This window comes from Pseudoalteromonas sp. 13-15, assembly GCF_001468205.2.
GTDB lineage: Bacteria > Pseudomonadota > Gammaproteobacteria > Enterobacterales > Alteromonadaceae > Pseudoalteromonas > Pseudoalteromonas marina.
Genome location: NZ_CP019162.1, coordinates 1,494,895 through 1,517,127 on the forward strand (window position 1 = coordinate 1,494,895; position 22,233 = coordinate 1,517,127).

28 protein-coding genes are annotated in these 22,233 nt (G+C 39.3%); 9 read left to right on the forward strand and 19 right to left on the reverse strand.

Going from position 1 to position 22,233, the window contains the following annotated elements; all coding sequences use genetic code 11:
* Positions 1–155: 155 nt before the first annotated feature.
* The 5 genes from ATS72_RS06955 to ATS72_RS06975 form a co-directional block, all read right to left on the reverse strand.
* Entirely contained in the window at positions 156–359 is a 204-nt protein-coding gene (locus tag ATS72_RS06955) for a DUF695 domain-containing protein (protein ID WP_139295583.1), read from the reverse strand.
* 160 nt (positions 360–519) lie between these two features.
* On the reverse strand, positions 520–849 hold the full coding sequence (locus ATS72_RS06960) for an immunity protein TriTu family protein (RefSeq protein WP_235591624.1): 330 nt from the start codon (positions 847–849) through the stop codon (positions 520–522).
* A gap of 66 nt (positions 850–915) precedes the next feature.
* Positions 916–2,019, reverse strand: a complete 1,104-nt coding sequence (locus ATS72_RS06965; RefSeq protein ID WP_058429528.1) for a PIN domain-containing protein — start codon at positions 2,017–2,019, stop codon at positions 916–918.
* 125 nt (positions 2,020–2,144) lie between these two features.
* Complete coding sequence (locus ATS72_RS06970) at positions 2,145–2,510, reverse strand: DUF2513 domain-containing protein (RefSeq protein WP_058429529.1); 366 nt, start codon at positions 2,508–2,510, stop codon at positions 2,145–2,147.
* A 113-nt stretch (positions 2,511–2,623) separates the two neighbouring features.
* Positions 2,624–2,908, reverse strand: a complete 285-nt coding sequence (locus ATS72_RS06975) for a hypothetical protein (RefSeq protein WP_058429530.1) — start codon at positions 2,906–2,908, stop codon at positions 2,624–2,626.
* Between the two features lie 233 nt (positions 2,909–3,141).
* On the opposite strand from ATS72_RS06975, the gene ATS72_RS06980 reads away from it, so the two are divergent.
* Positions 3,142–3,435: a hypothetical protein gene (locus tag ATS72_RS06980; RefSeq protein ID WP_058429531.1), complete on the forward strand. Its 294-nt coding sequence runs from the start codon at positions 3,142–3,144 to the stop codon at positions 3,433–3,435.
* A 57-nt stretch (positions 3,436–3,492) separates the two neighbouring features.
* On the opposite strand, the gene ATS72_RS06985 is transcribed toward ATS72_RS06980, so the two are convergent.
* Positions 3,493–3,888, reverse strand: coding sequence for a hypothetical protein (locus ATS72_RS06985; RefSeq protein WP_058429532.1), 396 nt, complete (start codon positions 3,886–3,888; stop codon positions 3,493–3,495).
* 245 nt (positions 3,889–4,133) lie between these two features.
* Here ATS72_RS06985 and ATS72_RS06990 point away from each other — a divergent pair, with 245 nt between their 5' ends.
* The 3 genes from ATS72_RS06990 to ATS72_RS07000 all read left to right on the forward strand — a co-directional run bounded on the left by ATS72_RS06990 (position 4,134) and on the right by ATS72_RS07000 (position 6,173).
* Positions 4,134–5,105 (forward strand): integron integrase, encoded by a 972-nt coding sequence (locus tag ATS72_RS06990; protein WP_058429533.1) that lies wholly within the window; start codon positions 4,134–4,136, stop codon positions 5,103–5,105.
* Between the two features lie 241 nt (positions 5,106–5,346).
* Positions 5,347–5,865, forward strand: coding sequence for a disulfide bond formation protein DsbB (dsbB, locus tag ATS72_RS06995; RefSeq protein WP_058429534.1), 519 nt, complete (start codon positions 5,347–5,349; stop codon positions 5,863–5,865).
* A gap of 5 nt (positions 5,866–5,870) precedes the next feature.
* Complete coding sequence (locus ATS72_RS07000; protein WP_010557081.1) at positions 5,871–6,173, forward strand: DUF6170 family protein; 303 nt, start codon at positions 5,871–5,873, stop codon at positions 6,171–6,173.
* 10 nt (positions 6,174–6,183) lie between these two features.
* Here the strand turns inward: ATS72_RS07000 and ATS72_RS07005 are convergent, their stop codons facing one another.
* A complete protein-coding gene (locus ATS72_RS07005) occupies positions 6,184–6,480 on the reverse strand; it encodes a ComEA family DNA-binding protein (RefSeq protein WP_008127623.1) in 297 nt (98 codons plus the stop codon).
* Positions 6,481–6,797: 317 nt separating this feature from the next.
* Here ATS72_RS07005 and ATS72_RS07010 point away from each other — a divergent pair, with 317 nt between their 5' ends.
* A complete protein-coding gene (locus ATS72_RS07010) occupies positions 6,798–7,112 on the forward strand; it encodes a YebG family protein (RefSeq protein WP_058429535.1) in 315 nt (104 codons plus the stop codon).
* A gap of 71 nt (positions 7,113–7,183) precedes the next feature.
* Here the strand turns inward: ATS72_RS07010 and putP are convergent, their stop codons facing one another.
* Positions 7,184–8,662, reverse strand: coding sequence for a sodium/proline symporter PutP (gene putP, locus ATS72_RS07015; protein ID WP_008127617.1), 1,479 nt, complete (start codon positions 8,660–8,662; stop codon positions 7,184–7,186).
* A 332-nt stretch (positions 8,663–8,994) separates the two neighbouring features.
* Here putP and ATS72_RS07020 point away from each other — a divergent pair, with 332 nt between their 5' ends.
* A complete protein-coding gene (locus ATS72_RS07020) occupies positions 8,995–10,218 on the forward strand; it encodes an EAL and HDOD domain-containing protein (RefSeq protein ID WP_058429536.1) in 1,224 nt (407 codons plus the stop codon).
* Between the two features lie 64 nt (positions 10,219–10,282).
* Here the strand turns inward: ATS72_RS07020 and ATS72_RS07025 are convergent, their stop codons facing one another.
* From ATS72_RS07025 to ccmA, 10 genes are read right to left on the reverse strand one after another with little or no spacing between them, the layout of a single operon-like run.
* Entirely contained in the window at positions 10,283–11,014 is a 732-nt protein-coding gene (locus tag ATS72_RS07025; protein WP_058429537.1) for an MlaA family lipoprotein, read from the reverse strand.
* 9 nt (positions 11,015–11,023) lie between these two features.
* Positions 11,024–12,274: a c-type cytochrome biogenesis protein CcmI gene (ccmI, locus tag ATS72_RS07030; protein WP_010557078.1), complete on the reverse strand. Its 1,251-nt coding sequence runs from the start codon at positions 12,272–12,274 to the stop codon at positions 11,024–11,026.
* Entirely contained in the window at positions 12,275–12,736 is a 462-nt protein-coding gene (locus ATS72_RS07035) for a cytochrome c-type biogenesis protein (RefSeq protein WP_006791389.1), read from the reverse strand.
* A complete protein-coding gene (locus ATS72_RS07040) occupies positions 12,736–13,305 on the reverse strand; it encodes a DsbE family thiol:disulfide interchange protein (RefSeq protein WP_058429538.1) in 570 nt (189 codons plus the stop codon). Before ATS72_RS07040 ends, ATS72_RS07035 begins: the two co-directional genes overlap by 1 nt.
* Positions 13,302–15,272 carry a heme lyase CcmF/NrfE family subunit gene (locus ATS72_RS07045; RefSeq protein WP_010557076.1) on the reverse strand — a complete coding sequence of 657 codons (1,971 nt, stop codon included), beginning with the start codon at positions 15,270–15,272 and terminating at the stop codon, positions 13,302–13,304. Before ATS72_RS07045 ends, ATS72_RS07040 begins: the two co-directional genes overlap by 4 nt.
* A 2-nt stretch (positions 15,273–15,274) precedes the next feature.
* Positions 15,275–15,754, reverse strand: coding sequence for a cytochrome c maturation protein CcmE (gene ccmE, locus ATS72_RS07050; RefSeq protein ID WP_006791393.1), 480 nt, complete (start codon positions 15,752–15,754; stop codon positions 15,275–15,277).
* Positions 15,751–15,954 carry a heme exporter protein CcmD gene (gene ccmD / locus ATS72_RS07055; RefSeq protein ID WP_006791394.1) on the reverse strand — a complete coding sequence of 68 codons (204 nt, stop codon included), beginning with the start codon at positions 15,952–15,954 and terminating at the stop codon, positions 15,751–15,753. The genes ccmE and ccmD overlap by 4 nt, the downstream gene beginning before the upstream one ends.
* Before the next feature lie 2 nt (positions 15,955–15,956).
* Positions 15,957–16,694: a heme ABC transporter permease gene (locus ATS72_RS07060; protein WP_008127600.1), complete on the reverse strand. Its 738-nt coding sequence runs from the start codon at positions 16,692–16,694 to the stop codon at positions 15,957–15,959.
* Entirely contained in the window at positions 16,694–17,380 is a 687-nt protein-coding gene (gene ccmB / locus ATS72_RS07065; RefSeq protein WP_058429539.1) for a heme exporter protein CcmB, read from the reverse strand. Before ccmB ends, ATS72_RS07060 begins: the two co-directional genes overlap by 1 nt.
* Complete coding sequence (ccmA, locus tag ATS72_RS07070) at positions 17,380–18,021, reverse strand: cytochrome c biogenesis heme-transporting ATPase CcmA (RefSeq protein ID WP_335682261.1); 642 nt, start codon at positions 18,019–18,021, stop codon at positions 17,380–17,382. Before ccmA ends, ccmB begins: the two co-directional genes overlap by 1 nt.
* 92 nt (positions 18,022–18,113) lie before the next feature.
* On the opposite strand from ccmA, the gene fliK reads away from it, so the two are divergent.
* A complete protein-coding gene (gene fliK, locus ATS72_RS07075) occupies positions 18,114–20,738 on the forward strand; it encodes a flagellar hook-length control protein FliK (protein ID WP_058429540.1) in 2,625 nt (874 codons plus the stop codon).
* A 2-nt stretch (positions 20,739–20,740) separates the two neighbouring features.
* Positions 20,741–21,049, forward strand: coding sequence for an EscU/YscU/HrcU family type III secretion system export apparatus switch protein (locus ATS72_RS07080; protein ID WP_058429541.1), 309 nt, complete (start codon positions 20,741–20,743; stop codon positions 21,047–21,049).
* Between the two features lie 32 nt (positions 21,050–21,081).
* Here ATS72_RS07080 and ATS72_RS07085 read toward each other — a convergent pair whose 3' ends face one another.
* Entirely contained in the window at positions 21,082–21,618 is a 537-nt protein-coding gene (locus ATS72_RS07085) for a thioesterase family protein (RefSeq protein ID WP_058429542.1), read from the reverse strand.
* Between the two features lie 107 nt (positions 21,619–21,725).
* Here ATS72_RS07085 and ATS72_RS07090 point away from each other — a divergent pair, with 107 nt between their 5' ends.
* The gene (locus ATS72_RS07090) at positions 21,726–22,220 is read left to right on the forward strand and encodes a hypothetical protein (RefSeq protein ID WP_008127581.1); all 495 of its coding nucleotides are present in this window, start codon (positions 21,726–21,728) and stop codon (positions 22,218–22,220) included.
* The last annotated feature ends 13 nt before the right edge of the window (positions 22,221–22,233 follow it).

Below are 22,233 nucleotides of genomic sequence, written 5' to 3' on the forward strand. Positions count from 1 at the left end.
AAAAGGAACAAAAATCGCTTTTAATAAAACAAATTCATTGAAAATATCAAATTACAATCAGGTTAAACATGGGAGAAATGTGCAAACAACGAGACTCAACTTAGTGGCTGAACTAACAGCCAATTGTACACATTGAAGATTTTAAATGTCTGAAGTCAAGATCTGACCCCAATCACTCCTTGCTCTGGCTCGGTAGGCATACTGTTATTTTTGCCACCTTCATATTCCCATTTAAGTACAACTAAAATTGGGAAATCTTCAATTGTACTTGTTTCTGGTAGATAGTTATCAAAAGAATAAATTACAGGTTTACCTTGCTCAATTACCTTTCCGATAATTCCTTGTTCTTCAGCACTCACAGAACTAATCACTCCCAAAAGTATGAATCAAAAAAATGTGCTTCATGTTTGCACCAGATAGCTAACGCCTTACTAATGGGCGTAAAATGCTTGGCTAAAATTAGCGACGAAGGAGCGTAAGCCAAGCGTTTTGCGTCCTTTTGAGTAACTTGTTATGTTTTCAATAAGTTGCAACTTCGCTGAGCCACCAATTTAGTTTGTCATCCAAATGCCAAATTTCATTCGTAACTGTTGATAGTTGAATCACTTGTGCTTCAGTTTGAAAATCGATTGCTTCTAGTTCAAGTTCACCGGTATCCCAAAGCGTTGCTCTAGCCACTAATTTATCTGTATCGAGATCAATGTAACGAGACTTCTTAGGTTCGCCAAGCACACCGGTAATGGCCACTTTGTAGCCTTCACAATCAAATATTTTTCTTTTCGAAGCCATCCAGTCTTCTAGGTAACTCAATAGTTCATTCATTGCTTGAAAACATAACGCTTGCAGCATGCGCGCCTACGGAATGAAGCCGAAGGCGCAATGTAGTAGGCGTCGCCATGCCTGCACTTGTTACGTTTATTCATCGAAAAGCTCATGCTCTTGTGTATCGATGATGTCTCCATTATCAGGGTCTAACTCTATGTAAGAATCTTCGATATATACTTCGTTTAATACTGTATTGACAGCTAAACCATCCTCGAAGTCTATCCAAGCATAAGCTTTGCAAGTAACAGTATCTCGAACTTTCCTGCTCGTTTGAGCCGTAAAGATGTATTTCTTATCTTCAGAGTCCCAGATAGAGCGATCATAATCAGTCAAACTATGCCAAGCTTCGACCGTAAACTTTACAGTTAACGAAAACTCTGCGTACTCTCTATCTGCCTTAATTATATTGGTATCAACTATCTCTAGACCGAATGCATCGACATCAGTTACCTCATCGTCAATATCGTAGCCAGATGTCGAGTATTCAATATCATTAATACTTTCTTCAAGGCTACTTTTGATCCCATCTAAACACTCACCGAACCTTTCTGTAGAAAATTTTGCAAGATCTTTGAGTTCTTCTTCATTATTCAGGACTAAGCTAATAAAACCATCGAGGTCTGAAACTGCTTCGAGCCAACCTCCAGAGGTATCACAAAAGCTAACCATGTCCCCATCGTTACTTAAAATGTAAACGCGAGTATTTTTTTGCTTCGCCCACTCTAATAAGGAAATGAGCATCAAAGCATCTGGGAATTCATCTTTTTTCTTGTCACTAAATGGAGGTGTTTTCTTGAAATAATGATCAGTAACGACGGATGGCTTGGCCAGGTCAATATCCACCCATTCGTAAACTGCTTCATCCTTAAATTCTTCATACTTTTCTAAAAGAAGTCTTTCAGCATCATTTTTAGTTAATTCATCAAAAATTCCGTGGTGCTTCAGTTCAGGAAGATTCCTAAGAATCTTGATTGTCTTCTTAAACTCTTTGACATGCTTTGCAGCTTCATGGGCTTTCTCAGTAAGGTGGGAAATTATTTCGCCATCAACTACAGGGCTAATTAATAAGTAGAGATTGTGCTCATTACATAAATCCTTGAACCTGCCGAGTGCGTGCTGGTGAAACTGATAGTTCTTACTCTCATACATTGAGGTATCAACAAACACATATCTTGTTTCTAATTCTTCTGGCACTCATGCCTCCTTGAAACGTAACTTCCCACTAAGGGGCGATAATACATGGGCTAAAATTAGGAACAAAGTGACGCAGCCCATGTGTTAGCGTCCCAGCGAGCAGCGCGAGCGCCTTGAGTGGTTTGTTAGCTGCTGATGCCTAAATTCTGCTCTACGACTTTAGCTAGTACACTTGCCCATACAGAAAAAGATACGTCACCAATTTTATGAACTGCATCCTTTGTTTGCTGCCAAATATTTTCATTTTTTGCATTTTCAATAAACTCATGCCCCGTCCATGTAAGCCTGATGGGAATTGCTTCTGGACTTAATGAGTTATCACTGGATGTATTGCTTGCATCTATCAACCCCGCTTCGCCTAGAATGAAGCAGTGATAAAGAACTTCCTCTTGAGAATAACCTTGTACCTTAAAGTTATCTGGAGCATATCCATGGGGATGTTCATTCAAATTTATTAATATTTCTCTGACTAAATCCATATTTCGTTTCATAAAAAATCCTTTTAAGCAGCTAACGCCGTTTTAAGCGGCAAATTGCAGTTGGCTAAAATAAGTGAGGTACGAACAAAAAGCCAACTGTAATTTGTCCGACTTGAAAACCCTTGTTAGGTGACGTTTTGCACACGATTAACTTTTTTAAAATAGGCGGTCAATGCGCAATACAGTATTAAGTAGCCCGGAATATAAAATAAACTGCCAACTACAACACCTTGCATTGGATTAAAGCCACTTAAGTATGAATCTAAAGAAAGGTAACCAATTAAACTGGAAGCTGATACCAATAAAATAGAATGCTTTAAGCGATTTTTATTCCTTACTATTTTCATCAAATCAATTAGACCCACAACAAGTGGAACTAAAATGAAAATTGATAATATCTCAGTACCCATAGTCACCTAACGCCGCAATAAGCGGTGAGTAAAAGTTTGCTAAAATGTGAAACGAAGTGGAACCGAGCAAACTGTTACGAATCCGACTTTATTGCCTTGTTATATTTTCAACTAAAAAATTTTTATTAGGAGCCCCCTTTAATGGGCTCCCTCCCTCCTTATAGGGGCAATTTTCAAGCATATCTATTACTTGTACTATGCTACTACATCAATAAGTAACGGAGTTTAGAATAATGCCACAACGTACAGCTTTAGAAGTAAAGAATGAATTAATCAACACTTATAAGAAAAAGCCAATAACAGATAAACGAGGCCCATACTTGCTAACGTCCCAGGCATTTAAAACTATAGGGAATCGAGATCACCATCGACATGCTTTTGGTCAAAAAGTAAAAAAGTTACTTGAAGAAGATGGATATACCTTAATTGATTTACACAACAACTTCGAATTAATAGCTATCTTCAAGGTATCATCTTTGGAACGAAAGCTAGATATATTTGATGAATATGACCTAGACTTAGCATAATTGCGGCGCTCAAGTTGTTATACAACTTGAGCTCTATTTCTATTTCTATTTCTATTTCTATTTCAATTTCGTTTTCGTTTTCGTTTTTAAAATTATTTTATTCTTTTTGCCACTGATTCGACTAACAGAAATGAAGTCATTTTCTTCTAGAATCTTCAATGCTTTCCCTATTCTTTCTCTTCTTTTTTTACGTTTGTTTTCGAACGTTTTCGCAGAATCCATATTATTTTTTATTTCTCTAGTCTCTTCAACTCTGAAGCTTCTAGCTGATTTAAACAACATCCCGTCGGAGATTAACTGCAAAAAGTCCATTGTAACCGGCTTTCTTCTTTCAAAATTAAAATATCGAGCTAACACTATCGCTAACTTGAAGCAAATCAAACTATTCTTCGATATATTGTCATTTGTTTGGATTGATCTAAGCCACAGTATTTCTCGGCCAACATTACTCAAACTGTGCTCCTTGAAAATATAACATGTTTATAGCGAGCTAATCGCGCGAATTTCTACTACAGCGTAGCTCGTTTTCTTATTGGTTTATTTTTAACAAACTTGCCAACTAATTGCCAGTGTTATTAAAATTCATACATGCGCGTTTTCTTCTCAGTATAAAACGAGCGACTGGGTCGTTTTCTTGACTATGCGAGCGACTGAGCTACAACTGTATATACACACAGCACCAATTCAACAGATTGAAAATGAAAACTCGCTCTGCGTATTTAAATTACATTGCGGACTATATGCTCACCCGACAGTATTCATTAAGAACTATTAATGCTTATTTGAGTTGGATCACAAACTTTATTCACTTTCACAACAAACGCCACCCAAGCTCAATGGGAAATTCAGAAGTCGAAGCGTTTTTGGACCATATTGTATTAAAACGTAACATGTCAGCTAAAACACAAAGTGCAGCTTTAAATGCGCTAGCTTTTTTATATAAACATATTGTCAAAAATGAACTTTCGTTAAACTTGAACTTTGCTCGAAGTAAACGACAACCCAAATTACCTGTTGTAATGACACCCGATGAGGTCAAACAATTGATGATTCATCTATCTAAGCGATATTACTTAATCGTGGGGTTGATGTATGGTAGCGGCCTGCGAGTGATGGAAGCTGTGCAACTGCGAGTAAAAGACATTGATTTTGATTATAAATGTATTCAAATTTGGAACGGGAAAGACAATAAGCATCGTATCGTTACCCTTGCAACTGAGTTACTCCCGTTACTTAGAAATCAAATAATGCAAGTTGAAGAATATTTGCAATTAGATTTACAAAACGAACAATATGCAGGCGTATGGATGCCAAACGCTTTAGCCCGTAAATATCCGTCAGCTAACAAATCACTCGCGTGGCAGTACTTACTTCCTTCCTACAAATTAAGTAGTGATCCAGAAACTGGCGAGATACGGCGTCATCACTTCCATCCAACATGTGTTAGAAAAGCGGTTAAAAAGGCATTAAAGCAAACCAATATTACAAAGATTGTGACGCCTCATACCTTTCGTCATTCTTTTGCAACACACTTGTTACAAGGTGGAGCAGATATAAGAACGGTGCAAGCTCAGTTAGGTCATACAGATGTTAAAACCACGCAGATTTACACTCATGTTTTACAGCAAGGGGCAAACGGTGTTGTTAGCCCATTACGCAAAATTTTCTAGCGTAAAACCCGCCATGAAGCAAACAAATGGACAAAACACATATTTTCCAGTAGTAAGAATGTAAATCCATCAAAACCACAATATGCATAAAAACATATCACAAAGTATTTCAATATAGCCATTTAGAATACTGAAACAATATTTGGAGGATATCTATAAAACTTTTTTATATACCTCTTTTTGTTGCCGCGTACTTTTTCGTGCGTCATAATCTAACGCCTTATTTATTAGCGGACTTTTTATGAACTGGCTTGCGCATTTACCGACTCAACGAACACCTTGGCTTTTATTCACTGCGATTGTTTTTATGCTAGAAGTAACCGCATTGTTTTTTCAATATAAAATGGGGTTAGCGCCCTGCATTATGTGTATTTATCAACGTACCGCGGTGTTAGGATTACTTGGCGCGGGTATTGTTGGGTCAATTAATCCACAAAGTAAAATAATGCGTATAATTGCTTACATTACTTGGGGAGTATCGAGCATTTGGGGGTATTTAATTGCCCGTGAGCACATAGATATGCAAACAACAACAGATCCGTTTGCGTTTAGCTGCGAGTTTGAGCCTAACTTTCCATCGTTTATGCCGCTGCATGAATGGATACCGAGCTTTTTTGAAGCCACTGGCGATTGCGGTAACATAGATTGGGAGTTTTTATCGCTCAGTATGCCGGCTTGGATGGAAATTATTTTTGGGCTATTCGCTCTAACATTTTTTATTGTATTAGGTAGTCGCTTAATACTAAAAAGAACGGTTTAATAATTATGTTTACCTTTTTTTCTAGTCAACTTAAACAGTTGCAACATTTAAAAATACGCGAGAGACAGCTTGTTATAGCACGGTCTTTATCAATGCTGTCACCTACCGACCGTGTATTACTGCGTATTATCAAAATATTGCTATTAAGCCCGTTGTTTTTAATATTTACACTTTTTGAAGGTTGGATAATCATTCCCTTTTTAATACTCGGTGGGCTTTTTTATCCGTTATTAACCGCTCCGGTCGATATAAATTTTGCCAGAAAAAACTTAGACGAAGCACTACAACAACATGAAAAGGGCGCTTAGCGCCCTTTTGCTAAAGTTTAACTTTTCCTTCTAACTTACCCATTACTTTTTTGCCAATCCCCTTCACTTTGGCCAAGTCCTCAAGGCTTGTAAATGAACCATTTTCATCTCGGTAATTTACTATTGCTTGTGCTTTCTTTTTACCAATTCCAGGAAGTTTAGCCAACATTTTTGCATCTGCATCATTAATACTTACCGCTTCGATGGGAGCCATAGATTTGCTCACTTCAGGTAATTGCGCGTAAGAGGTAGTAATGGGTAGGATACTTAGCAAACTTGCTATAAGTAAAAGTTTAAATATTTTCATTTATTCGTCCTTATTGTCCATTTTAGAACATATTTATTTTAATTATTAGGGAAGACCATAAATGACAAACGCGAGGCTAGCCACTTTGGAAGTACCTAAATGCATTATCACTTTTATCCGAAATCCTTAAAATGCAGCTGGTACAACCAAGTGATATATTAAATAAAGTTAAGTTACCGTTTTTTGTCAAATTTAAGACACTTAAAAATTACAACTCTGCGCTTGCATATTTACTTGCAAACCTTTACTGTATATAAAAACAGTAATCTTATGGTTTTTTATAAACCACAGTGCCAAGCAAGTTTGCAGGAGAAATCATGGCTGTTGTTGTTAAATATGTTGTAGAACGAAACGGAGTCGAGCGTATGACGTTTACTACTAAGAAAGAAGCTGATGCCTATGACAAAATGCTAGACATAGCAGAATCACTTGAGCTGATGCTAGAAAAAGTAGACGTGCCATTGAGTGAGCAACAAATAGAATCGCTTGCGTTAGAAATAGCAAAAAGTAAAGACGACTTTATGTCGGTACTTAAAGGTGCCAAAGAGCCTACTACTAAAGTGGCAAGTAAAAATAAAAAATCAGATAACGTTGCATCTATTGACGATAACAACGCTAAACAAGCAAGCTAAACATTTTGCAAATAAAAAGGGAGCAACTTAGTTGCTCCCTTTTTTATAGCTTTTATAAAAACGAATATTAATTAAAGCTCTTTTTCAACTTCATCAAATAACGTTGTTATATCTGAGTTAGGCTCATTGGTTGCTAAACTTACAACTACAATAGCAATACTTGCAAGTATAAAGCCTGGGACAATTTCGTACATTACGCTACTTAAACTTTCACCGTTGATTGTGAATGGGCCATAAATCCATAGTAAAACAGTAACTGCACCCACAACCATACCTGAAAGCGCACCCGCAAAGTTCATACGTTTCCAGTAAAGGCTAAACAATACAAGCGGACCAAATGCAGCACCAAAGCCAGCCCATGCATTACTCACTAAGTCTAAAATAGAACTGTCTCTATCGTATGCGAGGTAAATAGCAAGTATTGCAACAATAGACACACTAATGCGCCCTACTAGTACAAGCTCTGCGTCACTGGCTTCTTTACGTAAAAATGTTTTGTAAAAATCTTCAGTTAGTGAGCTTGAGCTTACTAATAGCTGAGATGAAATTGTACTCATTATTGCAGCTAATATTGCTGCAAGTAAAAAGCCAGCAATAAGTGGATGAAACAACAGCTCTGACAGGATCAAGAATATAGTTTCAGGATCATCCACAACTATATTATTTTCATAAGTGTATGCTGCACCAAAAATACCCGTACCTACTGCACCAATTGCAGCAACAATCATCCAAGACATACCAATACGACGTGCTGTTGGCATATCTTTAACACTGCGCACCGACATAAAGCGAACAATGATATGTGGTTGACCAAAGTAACCCAAGCCCCACGCCATTGCTGAAATAATACCTAGCGCAGACCCTGCGCCTATCCAACTTAGCATGTCTGGATTAACACTGTTTAGGGTTGACTGCAGTGGTTGCTCTAATAAAGAGTAAGCTACAGCGGGTACTAAAATAAGTGCAATAAACATAATACAGCCTTGCACGAAGTCAGTTAAGCTAACCGCTAAAAAGCCGCCAAAGAGTGTATACAAAACAACAACACCCGTTGTGATGTATAGCCCCATTTCGTAGCTTAAGCCAAATGAGCTTTCAAATAGTTTACCACCGGCAACAACACCTGAAGAGGTATACAGTGTGAAGAACACAATAATTACAACAGCCGACACAACACGGAGTAAATTTGATTCATCGTTAAATCGGTTAGAAAAGTAATCAGGGATGGTAATAGAGTCATTAGCTTTTTCAGTGTAAACCCTTAAACGCGGCGCGACTAAAAAGTAGTTTAACCATGCACCGGCAATTAAGCCAAATGCAATCCATGTGCTACTTAAGCCAGTAACAAACATGGCGCCAGGTAACCCCATTAAAATCCAGCCACTCATATCTGAAGCACCCGCTGAGAGTGCTGCAACACTTGGCGACAAGTTTCTACCACCCAGCATATAACCAGAAACATCACTTGTTGACTGCTTATAGGCATATAAACCAATACCTAACATAACAACAAAATATAGTGACAATGAAATGATCATTCCTGTTTCCAAATTCGCCTCCATAAAACAATTAAAAGTAGCAGGCTTTTGATCCGAATATTGACTCTTAAAATTTTATAATAAAGTCACTATTAGGATAAAAGCATTCCTTTGGACTATATCATGCTTGTAACAAAAATCTCTATTTGTTGCATTTTCTTAGTTTAAAAATAATCATGTTGAAAACAATTGCTAAAAAAACTTTTTTACACGCAAAAAAATAGCCAAACGCTTTTATTTAATAATGATATTTTATTATTTAGTAAAATATACAGCATGCTATTTTGTATGTTTTCTAATATATTATTACAATAGCGACTGACTCGACTGACACGGATTTTTTTATGTATTTTTATGCTGCGCGCCAACCTATTTTAAATCGTGATAAAGAGCTTATTGGTTATGAGCTTTTATTTCGTGATGGCGTAGATAATGTATTTCCCAATATAGATGGTGACGAAGCAACTACACGCTTAATTGAGGGCAGTCAGTTTAACTTTGGTTTAGAAGACTTAACCGATAACAAACCGGCTTATATTAACTTTACACTAGAAACCTTACTTAAGGGTTACCCTACCCTGTTGGGTAAAGACACCATTGTTGTAGAAATACTTGAAACAATTCAACCGGGTAAACGTTTACTTGCGATTGTTAAAAACCTCAAAGACAAAGGCTACACCATCGCGCTCGATGATTACATTCACCAGCCGGTGTGGCGCCACTTTTATCCGTTTATCGATATTATTAAAATCGACTTTTTAACGTGTGATTTAGCAACAATAAAAACCATTATAAAAGAGCTAAAGGCGCACCCTCATATAAAGCTTTTAGCTGAAAAAGTAGAAACGCACGAAGCATATAGCTTAGCGTTAGAGCTTGGCTTTGATTATTTTCAAGGGTTTTTCTTTTCAAAACCAGAAATGGTACAAAGTAAAGCGTTACCACCATCAGAAATGGCGCTTGCAGAATTACTTTACCAAACGTCAAGCGTAGAGATGGACCTAAAAAAAATCACCGATGTATTTGAGCGCGACGTAAACCTATCTTACAAACTGCTCCGATACTCAAACTCAGCAGCCTTTACACGACGAGCTGAAATAAGCACAATAAAACAAGCACTTATTGTTTTAGGTGCTCAAGAGATCAAAAAACTTCTCTCTTTGTTATTTGCTGCACAAGTATCGGCTGATAAACCGGTAGAGTTAATTAGGCTATCACTTACACGCGCTCGCTTTTGTGAGCTGTTAGCTATTTCACATGGCCAAATGAAAGACACCGGCATGGCATTTTTAACCGGTATGATGTCGTTAATGGACGCTATTTTAGATGAAAGTATGCAAAGTGTGATGCAAAAGCTTCCTTTGTCTAACGATATTAAGGCAGCTCTGTTAGATAACGAGGGGTTATTAGCGCAATACTTAAACCTTGTAAAACATTACGAAAAGGCTGATTGGTCACAAGCAAACGACATTTCAACAGCACTTAATATTGCCGATAAAGTACCTGATGCGTATCACGAGGCACTTAGTTGGGTGAACGAGCAAATGAGCTTGATGGTTAATACCTAATACTTGCCAAGCATTATTCTATAAAAACGCCAGCATTAAGCTGGCGTTTTTATTTTGATTTGGCTTATAAACTTTCTAAAAAGTCTTCATCAAAGTCAGCAGGCTCTTCTTTAATTGGCGGGTTGCCATCGTAAAGTTCGAATAACTGACGCTGAAAATAAATATCTTTTACAAATAAATACGGGTCAAGTGAGTCATTTAAAAGCCCTTCTTGCGCCATTAATGAAGCACGCGCTTCTACCGCTTTTAACGCAAATACTAGCACCGTTTGTGGCGTAGTTAAGGCAATTTCAGGCAGAACAAAGTTGTCTACTACGTCACCGGTTAAGTTTCTTGCTGTAGTAGGCCCCATTGCAGGTAGCATTAAGTATGCACCATCACCAATGCCCCATACACCCATTGTTTGGCCAAAATCTTCATTAACTCGATTTAAACCAAGCGAGCTAGCTACATCAAAAATACCAAAAATGCCCACGGTAGAATTCACTAAAAAGCGCGCAAGGCTAACACTTGCATTTCCCGGTTTACCCTGTAGCCCCGCATTTACCATATCAACCGGTGCCGTTAGGTTATCCGTAAAGTGAACAATGCTTTGACGCACAGGCACAGGAGTCACAGCAACATAACCAACTGCTGCTGGGCGAAGTATGTAAGCGTCTAAAACATCCATATTAAAGTCATACAACGGACGGTTAATACTTTGCAGTGGATCTCTTTCATCAACTTTGCTTTCTGGTACTTGCGCACAACCGGCCAGTATCAAAAAGCTTAAAAAAGCTAAACTTTGTCTTAACATTTTTCGTCCTTAAGGTATTAATGTATCTATTTTAAGTTGGTATTCACTTACACTTTCACGCTTTAATGAGCCAGAATGCCCTTCTAATTCACCTGAACTTGGCATAACAGAGTCATCAAGCGAAATACGCGCCGATATAATAATATCTTCTGCGCTAGACAAGTTCATACCTTCAACCATGGCAGTGCTATCGTTTAACTCAACTGTAACAGGGAATGAATATGAAGTGAGTTTTACAGCAGCAATCGGCATTGGCGAACCATTTGCCGCTTTTGCAAATACAAATAAAGTCCCCTTTTCAGGCAGTTTATTTATAAGCTCACTGGCAACATTAACGGTAACAGCAATGCTGTTGGCTTTAGTTACTGGCATTACCGAGCCTTCGCTTTGCATTTGCAGTTCAATATCTGCAATACGCTGAGATATTAAACCATAGCGAGAATCATTTTTTTCCATACTGGCTAGCAATACTTCAAAGGCGGCTTTAGCTTGAGGCCAGTCTTTTCGCTCGTAAGCAATGAGCGCTAATAACGAAATAGCATCTAAGTTAGTCGGTTCTGCATTTAATACTTTAGACAACATACCTGCTGCACGCGTCATATTCGCTTCGCTGCCTTCAAGTAGCAAAATTTGGCTGTAACTTATTAACACCTGTTTATTATCAGGGTTCATGCGCAGTGCTTTATCAAATGACTGCTGAGCCATATCAAACTCATTCAGTGACATGGCAACACGACCAAGTAACATCCATGCCATTTCGTCATCGCCTGAACGGCTTAACTTGGTGCGTAACGCCAGTGCAAATGCTTGTAACTCATTTTGAGTAAGCTGCTCGCCTTTTTGCATTACAGCGCGCTCACCGTATTCGGTCAGGTTATCCATGGCATCGTGCCATGCTGAAATTTGCTGTTGACTACCCGTTAAACTGTAAAAAATACCGCTTAGTGCAATAACAAATGCGCCGCCTGTCAGGGCAAAAATACGGTTGTTACCTTTGCTAATTAATGACTTTTCTGGAGAAAGCTCATTAAGCAAACGGCGTTTTAGTTCAACTATCGATTCAGAATAGTTAGCATCATCTATTCGTTGATTATCTAAATCGGTCTTTAAATCAACCAAACGTTGTTCGTAAATACTTATAAGCTCGGCATTTGCGTTGTGAGTAATTGTTTTAACACGCTCTTTTTGTAAAAAAGGCAGCATAACAAACGCCAGTGCAATCAGTGTGAGTAAAGCAAAACACGCCCACATTAAAATCATTTAATTTTGCTCCTGACGTTTATTTTGTTCAATTAGCTTATTTAAAAGTACTTCATCTTGGTTGCTCCAGGTCTGCTTTACAGACGCTTTACGCTGACGAATTACAATAAAACCAAACCCAACAATAACAATTAATACCGGCAATACCCAAAGTACTAGTGTTGCAGGTGTAACAGGTGGGTCGTAATGAACAAAGTAACCATAGCGGTCAATCATGTAGTCAATTACTTCATCTTTTGTGTTGCCTTCTTTAACTAGCTCTACCACTCTTTCACGTAGGTCTTTGGCAACAATAGCGTCTGAATCAGCAATGTTTTGATTTTGACACTTAGGGCAACGAAGTTCTTTTGTAAGCTCTTCAAAACGAACTGCTTGCTCGTCGGTATCAAATACGTAGCGATCAGTTTGTGCTAATGCACTCGTAGTCAGTAAAAGGCTGAGTGAAAACAATAGCCACTTCATTATTTTAGCTCCTGCATCATAGGTGCAAATTTAGAACGCCATACTCGCGGATTAATATCACCGGTATGGTGTAGCAAAATAGTGCCGTTTTTATCGATTAAAAATGTTTCTGGCGCACCCGACACACCCAAATCTAACGACAGCGTTCGATGTAAATCCAAAATATTAAACTGATAAGGGTTACCCGCACGCTTAAGCATATCTTGTACTTCAGTACGTAGTGCTTGCATGTCAAACGGACCATCAAAGTCGGCGTCGTAACCTTGCACATAATACAAGCCAATAATTTTAACGCCTTGCTCTCGCAGCTTTGTTAAGTAGCCCAGCTCAGCTAAACAGGTTGGGCACCAAGTGCCCCATACATTTAGTAAATATACCTCGCCTTTTAACGCTTCGTTGGTCCATTGCTTGTTGTCTTGCATTAAATCAGGAAGCGTAAAAGCAGGCATTTCATGGCCTATTCGCCCAGTTTGTATTTCGCGTGGGTTTGCAAATAAACCTTGGTATAAAAACACACATACAAAAGCAAAGGCTAAAAGGGGCGCTATGGCTAACAATTTACGGTTCATAACACACTCTCCGCTGCTGCTTTTCGAGCTGTTTTTGCAGATGTACGGTAACGTTTATCAAACAAAATCATGAACCCTGCAAGTGAAATTAATACACCACCAATCCATAACCAACGCACAAACGGCTTGTGGTATATGCGCAGAGACCAAGCCCCTTGGCTTAATTGCTCGCCTAGAGCAAGGTATAAATCACGTGTGAAGCCAGCATCAATGGCAGCTTCTGTCATAAATTGCATGCCAATATCGTATTTACGTTTTTCGGCGTATAAACGAGTGACTACATCATCGTTTTTTAGCACCGTAACAACACCAGCATGGCCACTATAATTAGGTCCACGAATTGTTTTAACACCTTCAAAGCGGTAGTTGTATTGATTAAGCTGCACTATATCGCCTTTCTTCATCGATACATCACGCTCAACAGAGTACGCAGAGGTTAACGCAACGCCCGCAATAACAAATGCCATACCAATGTGGCCTAGCACCATTGCCCAATAACTAACACCTAAGCGTTTTAACCCTTCTTTTAATGTGCCATGCACTGCGGCTTTAGTGTAAATGTCAATCAAGGTTGAAACGGCAACCCACACACCCAGCGTTGTTGCTAATAGCGTAAGTGGTGTCACTTCGTCGTAAGCTGAGAACAACCATACACAAGTAATCGCCACACTGGCCAAAATACCCACAACAATTTTATTTTGTAAAAACGCCCATTTGTTTTGCTTCCAGCGTAAAAAAGGACCAATGCCCATTAAAATAGCAAATGGCACAAGTAGTATTGCAAACATTTTATTAAAGAACGGTTCACCTATAGAAATACTGCCTAAGCCCATTTCTTTGTGCACCATAGGCAATAAAGTACCCAATAGTACAATTAAGGTCGCCACAACTAAAAAGATATTATTCAGCCATAATGCCACTTCGCGCGATACAAACTTGTAGCGTCCTTCACTGTGAACTTGCGATACGCGTAATGCATAAAGAGCTAAACCACCGCCAACAACTATTCCTAAAAAGGCGAGTATAAACAGGCCTCTGTCGGGGTCAGTTGCAAACGCATGAACTGATACAATAATACCTGAACGCACAATAAACGTTCCCAGCAAGCTTAACGAAAATGCTGCAATTGCCAGTAATACGGTCCACGATTTAAAAATGCCGCGCTTTTCTGTCACGCTTAGCGAATGAAGTAAAGCGGTTGCAACAAGCCAAGGCATAAGCGACGCGTTTTCTACTGGATCCCAAAACCACCAGCCACCCCAGCCAAGCTCTGCATAAGCCCACCAACTGCCAATAGTAATACCTAAACTTAAAAAGCCCCACGCGGTCATTGTCCACGGACGTGACCATTTAGCCCACGTGTTATCAAGCTTACCTGTTAACAGTGCTGCAATAGCAAACGAAAAAGCAACCGATAGCCCAACATAACCCATGTAAAGTAATGGCGGGTGAATGATCATTCCGGGGTCTTGTAAAAGCGGATTCAAATCTCGCCCTTCTACCGGAAAATAAGGAAGTAAACGTTCAAATGGGCTTGATAATAGTAAGGTATACATCATGAAACCAACACCTAAAAAACCAAGCACGCCTAAAACACGGGCACGTAGAACCCAAGGTAATGACTTTGAGCGAGCAGCAACGACGGCAGTCCATCCTGCTTGCATCACTAACCAAAGCAATATTGCTCCTTCATGGCCGCCCCAGGTCGATGTTATTTTGTAATACCATGGCAGTGTGCTACTCGAATGATAAGCCACATAAGATACGGTAAAGTCGTCAGTTAAACTTGCGTAAATAAGCGCAGCAAACGAAATTAATACAAACGCAAACTGACCAATAGCTAAAGAGGGGGCAGCACGCATTAAGCGAAGATTACCGGTATGCGCGCCCCAAAGTGGAAAAATACATAATAAAACGCTCAGCACCATGGCGAGCGTTAAAGAAAAATAACCAATTTCTGGGATCATAGCTAATTACCACTATCTAAGTTGTATTTTGGTTTTTCATGCTTAATACCTTTAACCGCTTCAGCAACTTCTGCAGGCATGTATTCTTCATCATGCTTGGCCAGTACTTCAAACGCTTCAATGACATTAGGCTCAATTAAAACACCTTGCGCAACAATACCCTGCCCCTCACGAAACAGATCAGGCAATATCCCCTGATATTTCACAGTCACTAATGGACCTGTATCAATTAATTTAAAACTCACTTCTAAGCTTTGCTCGTTTCTTTCAACAGATCCTGGGACTACCATGCCGCCAATACGAAGCTTTTGACCAATAAAAGGTTTTTCTTTGTTTGGGCCTTTGCCATCAATCAATTCGCTTGGGGTATAAAATAGGTTTATGTTTTCTTGTAAAGCATAAAGCACTAAGCCTATGGCAGAACCCAAACCAAATAAAATAGCAACAATCACTAACAAGCGTTTTTTACGTCTAGGGTTCATGATGCTTGCTCCTGCTTGGCTTGTTTTATACGCTCTTCACGCACAATTTGTTGCTCTACTGAAGCCATAATATGCTTAGTATCTCTTAAAGAGCTCACTAAAATACCCAGTAAAATAAGTGCGCATGTGCCAAATGAAAGCCATACATAAAACCCATAGCCTCCCATTGCAATAAAATCAGAAAAAGAGTCAAACTGCATAATTACCCCCTATTAAGCAACTGGCGCACCCATGGGCGATGCTTTTCACGTTGCAAAATTTCATTTTTAAGACGAATTAAAGTGACTGTGCCAACAAACGCTGCAAAGGCTAAAATATTTACCATTAATGGCCAAAACATGCTTGGGTCGACCGCATTGGTATTAAATTTAGTGATGCTTGCTCCCTGATGGAGGGTGTTCCACCACTCAACCGAAAAGTGAATGATTGGTAAATTGATCACCCCTACAATCGCTAAGATAGATGCAGCGCGGCCCGCTGATTTTTTATCTTCAAAAGCGTGGTATAACGAAATTACGCCCAAATATAAAAATAATAAAATAAGCTCCGATGTGAGTCGTGCATCCCACACCCACCAAGCGCCCCACATAGGTTTACCCCATGCAGCCCCGGTTATAAGTGCTATTGCAGTCATACATGCGCCAACTGGTGCAATTGCTATAACGGCAAGTTCTGCGTTTCTGAGTTGCCATACAAGCGCAACAATGGCAGCAATGGCCATAGAGGAATATGCCCCCATTGATAAAATGGCAGAAGGAACGTGAATAAAAATGATACGGTAGCTGTCTTTTTGTTGGTAATCGGCAGGTGCAAAACCAAGCCCCCACACCCAACCAACGAGCATACTAACAACCGTAACTACGGCAAAATAAGGCAGTAACGTATTGCATAACTGGTATGCACGCTCTGCTTTAGCATAGGGATGTAACCACTTCCACATTAACTTATACTCACTTTTAAAGCTGACGATATGGCGATTGGTGCGCTAATAATAGCGATGACTAACATAGCACCAAGGATGGCAAGTTGCCCGCTATATTCCAGCGACATAACACTGGTATCGATAGCCGACGTTGCAAAAATTAGAACAGGAATATACAAAGGCAGTACGAGTAAACTCATCAAAATACCCCCTTTTTGTAGCCCAACAGTAAGCCCAGCACCTATTGCACCAATAAAACTTAATAACGGTGTACCCAATAATAACGTTAAAACAGTGGCCACCAGCGCATTACTATCTAAATTAAGTAATAACGCGAATAACGGGGTCATTAATACAAGGGGCAAACCCGTCACAACCCAATGTGCAGCCACTTTTGCAAGCACTGTAAGTGACAATGGGTACGATGAGGCAATTAACTGTTCGAGAGATCCATCATTAAAGTCATCTCTAAACAGTTTATCTAAGCCCAACATGGTAGAGAGTAAAGCTGCAACCCAAATGATACCGGGCGCCATTCTAGCAAGCAGACCGGGCTCAGGACCTATTGCTAACGGAAACAAAGAAATAACAATTAAAAAAAACAATATTGGGTTTACAATTTCAGCTCGCTGGCGAAAGGCAAGCTTTATATCTTTAGTAAAAACCGCACTGAATAGTAACCAATAAGAGTGTTGACGAGTCATCAGTGGCGGTACTCCAATGTGATTGTTTGTAAATCACTAAAGTGAGCAGTTAGGTCTTGGTGGGTAGTTAATAATATGGCGCCATTATTATCTAGATGTTGAGTAAATCGCTGCTGTAAAAACGCAACACCGCTTTTATCGAGCGCAGTAAATGGCTCATCTAGTACCCATAAATTTGCGTCGCTTAGCCAAAGTCTAACTAATGCAACTCGTCGTTGCTGGCCTGCCGACAGCATTCTAACAGGCACATCTTCAAGACCGACCAAGCCTAGTTTTGCTAAAATTGGGTACAGGTCAGGCTCATTTGAATAACCGTTGATCCGTAACCAAAAGCGTACATTTTCAACAGCGCTCAACTGAATGTTAACACCCGTTTTATGGCCTATAAAAAGTAAGTCGTGGGCGAACTCTTCATAGTATTTATTTATTGAGCGTTCTTGATACAAAACCTCGCCTTCATCAGGCGTAGAAAAGCCAGCGATGATACGCAATAACGATGTTTTACCAGCCCCATTAGGACCCGCTAATTGCATGATTTGACCGCTTTTAAGGCTAAAATTAAGGTCCGCAAACAAACAACGTTCTTGCTTGATGCAGGAGACGGACTTAATGTGTAACAAGATGACGATTCTCTCTGCCAAAAATTAGGCGTTAGTCTACCATAATGATAGGGTAATACGAATATTGCTTTAAAATCGATTCACTTAAAATAGAGAAAACTTGATTTAAAATAATGAATACGCCAACGCAAATAACATTATCCAATTCATTGGTTATCAATTCATCAACTAATAACCAAACCCATGAGTTACCACAATTACCAAGTGAAGTACTTGCGGCTAAAAACATTCAATTTTCAAAAGACTCTATCACGCTAGAAGTGCTGGTTAATAAGCAGTGGCAAACGCTCAGACTAGGCACAAGCAATGCCCCTCAATCTTTAGATAAAATTGCTAGCGCGCGCATTCAACTAAGCGAAGACGGAAAGCAGCTATCTATTTTGCCAAATGCAGCAACAATTAAACTTAACCAGCCTGCCCAATTACAACGCTTATTAAATTTTATTAGTACCGGTGCAGAGGTTGAAAGCAAGCCTCTTTCAGTTCAGCTTGCTTTAGCGCCTGCACCAAAGCTAATTATTGATAAGCTCAATGCTAGTACTGCCATAAATAAAGATGTTGCTCAGCTACTCAGCACAGAGCAACCTTTAAAACTAGTCATAAGTACCAACAGTAAAGGCGCACAAATTGATGTTATTAACCGCTTTGCTGATACCGTTCACACCCAGCCGTTAAGCCAAACAAAGCTGGTTAAAATGCTAGCAAGCTTGTTACCCAATGCACAACTACAGGCAACGCCTAAATTAGCCATTTTAACGCATCCGCAAAAATCAGGCTCTTTCACCACGCAAGTATCAAACACGCAGCTTGCTGAACTGCCTAACTCGCCCGTGAAAGTGACTGTTGCAAATCAAGCCGATAAGCTTGTAATAACAACACAAGCTCAAAGCGTAAAAGTGATGCTGAGTAACTCTTTTACTAAACCTTTTAATGAATTACTTACTGCGCAACACGCTAATTTACAAACCGCGCCAGCGCAGATTAATAACACCGCTAAAGTAAGTCCGCTGGTGAGTACTCATAGCCCTATAAAGTCTTGGCTGCAAACTAGTTTTAGTGATTTAAAAACACGAATCAATGATGCAGTTAATTATTTTGAAAATAAATCGTTTGCAAACGAAAACAAAACTCAAATCGCACCATCACTCACTTTACAAAAACAGTTTATCGCCCCGTCCTCACTAACAAGTAGAATTAATTTAATTGAAAATGCAGGTATACAAGTTGCTAATAGTGCGCAAAAGCCAAGTACTGAACTTGTTAATATTTTACCTAAGCATTTCTCTCAATTACCCCCTATTGTGCAGTTAACACAGCTAATAAAAGCAAATGTTGCTATTTGGCAGCCTCCTAGTGCCAAAGTTATCAGTAGTCATTTGCATATACCCAATGCTAATACAACAAATACACCAGAAAATAAGCAGCCACCAATCGAAAAAGCCTCAGCCCACAGTAAAACAGAGGTAGGTACACAATCAGGCGCACTGTTAAGCACTCAAATAAAGGCAGAGCCCGCAACCAAAAATATAGAGCAAGTATTAAAAAACCAAACAGTGCAAGTTCAATCCACCTTGAGTAATGACCTACAAAAACAAACGACAATTAAAGAGTTAAATTCTCTTCCTGTTACAAAAGTGGGGCTTAGCCACGCTCAACAATCTGATGCAGATAATAAACTGGCCAAACTCCCTACCCTAAAAGCCAATAACCCAGCAACCCAACAAACACATGCTGTATCTTCTACACCAGCAAGTAACACCCTATTTAGTGGAGTATTTAGTAACACAACGACTATTGCCTCACCAAGCCAAATGTTGCAACCTATTGAAGCTAAAATATTAACGCCGCTTTTAAAGCTGCCACCATCGCATGATTCAACTCACAAACTCACTGAAGAAAAAATTTCATTGAGCAGTCAAATAGCCGATATTCAAGTTAAAGCGACTAAGCAAACACCTGACCTTAATGCGCTGGTTAATCAAGCTTTTAATCGTATGGTATCAAGCAGCAACGTTAGCCCGACTGCCGTGCAAAGAGAGATATTAGCGACGCTGCAGCCTCACAGCCTCACGAATGACACCCTGCAAAGTAGCTTTACCAAAGGGCTTGAGCAGCTAGCGGTTAGTATTTTGGCGGCGCCTTTTATTAACCAGTCTGTAATCCCAATTACCTTTGACTCAAAAACAGGCATTGATGCATTACTACAGGTGCTTATGCCTACGTTTAAAGCTGGCAAAGCAAGTTCAAAAATACTAGAGCAACTTCAGCAATCACAAGTGCAAGCGCTTGCTGGAGAGCTTACTCAGGTTAAGAACGCGCTCACACAGGTAAGTGTTTCAACACCAAATCAGCAACCCGAAAGTAACCCGCTGGCACAGTTTTTACTTCCGATGAAATTACCGCCAGAAGCGGCCCAAACAGAAATAACGCTAGGGCAATATAAAAAACCATCGGCCGATAAACTAGAGCCTAAAAATGTCTGGTTTGTTAGATTAAATTTTGATTATGCTGATCTCGGTCAACTACAAATTACCGCCGAGCTAATGGACAAATCGCTCGATTGCCAATTATTAGCATCAAGCCAAGAAGTGAGTGCCATTGCCCACCCTCACCTTGATAATCTGCGCTCAAAACTGGCTAAACACGGCTTACAAGTTGCTGAACTAAACCTAAAACGAGGGGAGGCAACCCATGCTGCTTTTTATAAATCCCATGCAATTATTAATATTAAGGTGTAGCTATGAGTGATTCCCCTAAGAGCAAGTCGGCAATTGGCCTTTTATACGAAGTAGGAAGCACGCCTTCAGTGAGTGTTAAGGGGTTTGGGGAGTTGGCGGAAGAAATAATCGCTGCAGCAAAACAAAAGGGGATCATGATCCACGAAGATCCTGACTTAGCTAAAACCTTATCGCACCTCGAATTAGGTGAAGAGATTCCAAAAGAGCTTTATTTTGTGATTGCAGAACTGATTGCGTTTTCGTATGTATTACGTGGGCAGTTCCCACCAGGGTGGCAGGACTTTCAAGGTAAGCTAAATATAAAAGCTTAAAATTGAAAAAGGCGCAAAGCGCCTTTTTTAAATTACTTTGGTAAATTAGCCATTTTTTTCTGTTCAAGCATTTCTTTCCAGTGCATTACTTCGCTGGGTAAAATAGGAGTTTTACCTTCAAAGCCAGCCACTTCAAGCATTTCTTCAATACTTATAACACCTTTTTTGCTTTTAAATACGCCACGTACGTACGCAATCGCATGCAAACCACGATCAGAATGAAATTTCTGCTCAATGTAAAAATACTTATGATCCCAGCCCACTAACTTAGTGCTAATAGTGTATTTTTGCATGGGTTTAATATCACGGATGTAAGTAATAGCTGTTGCATTAACAATAGGAAACCAACGTCGTTTCATTATTTGTTTTAGCAAACCTACTCGCTCAGTCATCCACGTACGCGACAAGTCCATCATGGCTAAATAGCGCGAATTAGTTAAATGTAAATTAATATCACAATCTGTAGGAAGTGCTTTGTAATCAATATCTACCGTATCGAGTAAATCTTGATAGTGTTTATTACGCTTAATTTTAAAAAATAATAATAGGAGTCGAATATATAAGTTCACAACAAAGGTCTTACCAGCAAAATTTTACTGAGTGTATCACAAGCACTTGCTAAGACGTATGTTCTCCCTTACTCTTTATTACTCATATATATAAAAATAAAATGCTTATGAAACCTCTACTACATATAATTACGTTTATTGGATTACTCGTACCAAGCTATTCAGCGCTAGCTGATTTTTCATTACCCGGCAAAGGCACTATTACCTACTCAACGGGTATACAAAAAGAATTTGACTTTGGTTTTGCTTGGCAACAAAAAGCTGAACAGTTTAAAATTGGCGCTAAAAGCTACAATATGCAAAGTATTCCAAGTTCATACTCAGTTGCAATTACACTATCAAAAGATGAAAGCCAGGTATGGGTTCAAGAATTTAACAATGGTTTTATTGAAGGGTTTAATTGGCAAATTGGTGAGCATACTGTGTCACTAAAAAAACAAAAGTTTAGCGACCGAGTAAAAGGCGACTATGTAATTGAGCTTAACAACCGTAGTTACTTTTTTACCCGTAATAATGCCAGTATTGTTATTAACTTTAATGAAGACGGTATAGAAACGATTGCTATTGATGGTGTTACAAAAAACATGGGGACTAAAAGCTAGTCCCCTGTTTTAA

What these genes read in the sequence shown, in the direction of transcription:
- ATS72_RS06960 (WP_235591624.1), bottom strand. Translation starts at nt 849, where the DNA reads ATGCTGCAAGCGTTATGTTTTCAAGCAATGAATGAACTATTGAGTTAC.
- ATS72_RS06970 (WP_058429529.1), bottom strand. Translation starts at nt 2,510, where the DNA reads ATGAAACGAAATATGGATTTAGTCAGAGAAATATTAATAAATTTGAAT.
- ATS72_RS06975 (WP_058429530.1), bottom strand. Translation starts at nt 2,908, where the DNA reads ATGGGTACTGAGATATTATCAATTTTCATTTTAGTTCCACTTGTTGTG.
- ATS72_RS06980 (WP_058429531.1), top strand. Translation starts at nt 3,142, where the DNA reads ATGCCACAACGTACAGCTTTAGAAGTAAAGAATGAATTAATCAACACT.
- ATS72_RS06990 (WP_058429533.1), top strand. Translation starts at nt 4,134, where the DNA reads ATGAAAACTCGCTCTGCGTATTTAAATTACATTGCGGACTATATGCTC.
- dsbB (WP_058429534.1), top strand. Translation starts at nt 5,347, where the DNA reads ATGAACTGGCTTGCGCATTTACCGACTCAACGAACACCTTGGCTTTTA.
- ATS72_RS07000 (WP_010557081.1), top strand. Translation starts at nt 5,871, where the DNA reads ATGTTTACCTTTTTTTCTAGTCAACTTAAACAGTTGCAACATTTAAAA.
- ATS72_RS07005 (WP_008127623.1), bottom strand. Translation starts at nt 6,480, where the DNA reads ATGAAAATATTTAAACTTTTACTTATAGCAAGTTTGCTAAGTATCCTA.
- ATS72_RS07010 (WP_058429535.1), top strand. Translation starts at nt 6,798, where the DNA reads ATGGCTGTTGTTGTTAAATATGTTGTAGAACGAAACGGAGTCGAGCGT.
- ATS72_RS07020 (WP_058429536.1), top strand. Translation starts at nt 8,995, where the DNA reads ATGTATTTTTATGCTGCGCGCCAACCTATTTTAAATCGTGATAAAGAG.
- ATS72_RS07025 (WP_058429537.1), bottom strand. Translation starts at nt 11,014, where the DNA reads ATGTTAAGACAAAGTTTAGCTTTTTTAAGCTTTTTGATACTGGCCGGT.
- ccmI (WP_010557078.1), bottom strand. Translation starts at nt 12,274, where the DNA reads ATGATTTTAATGTGGGCGTGTTTTGCTTTACTCACACTGATTGCACTG.
- ATS72_RS07035 (WP_006791389.1), bottom strand. Translation starts at nt 12,736, where the DNA reads ATGAAGTGGCTATTGTTTTCACTCAGCCTTTTACTGACTACGAGTGCA.
- ATS72_RS07040 (WP_058429538.1), bottom strand. Translation starts at nt 13,305, where the DNA reads ATGAACCGTAAATTGTTAGCCATAGCGCCCCTTTTAGCCTTTGCTTTT.
- ATS72_RS07045 (WP_010557076.1), bottom strand. Translation starts at nt 15,272, where the DNA reads ATGATCCCAGAAATTGGTTATTTTTCTTTAACGCTCGCCATGGTGCTG.
- ccmE (WP_006791393.1), bottom strand. Translation starts at nt 15,754, where the DNA reads ATGAACCCTAGACGTAAAAAACGCTTGTTAGTGATTGTTGCTATTTTA.
- ccmD (WP_006791394.1), bottom strand. Translation starts at nt 15,954, where the DNA reads ATGCAGTTTGACTCTTTTTCTGATTTTATTGCAATGGGAGGCTATGGG.
- ATS72_RS07060 (WP_008127600.1), bottom strand. Translation starts at nt 16,694, where the DNA reads ATGTGGAAGTGGTTACATCCCTATGCTAAAGCAGAGCGTGCATACCAG.
- ccmB (WP_058429539.1), bottom strand. Translation starts at nt 17,380, where the DNA reads ATGACTCGTCAACACTCTTATTGGTTACTATTCAGTGCGGTTTTTACT.
- fliK (WP_058429540.1), top strand. Translation starts at nt 18,114, where the DNA reads ATGAATACGCCAACGCAAATAACATTATCCAATTCATTGGTTATCAAT.
- ATS72_RS07080 (WP_058429541.1), top strand. Translation starts at nt 20,741, where the DNA reads ATGAGTGATTCCCCTAAGAGCAAGTCGGCAATTGGCCTTTTATACGAA.
- ATS72_RS07090 (WP_008127581.1), top strand. Translation starts at nt 21,726, where the DNA reads ATGAAACCTCTACTACATATAATTACGTTTATTGGATTACTCGTACCA.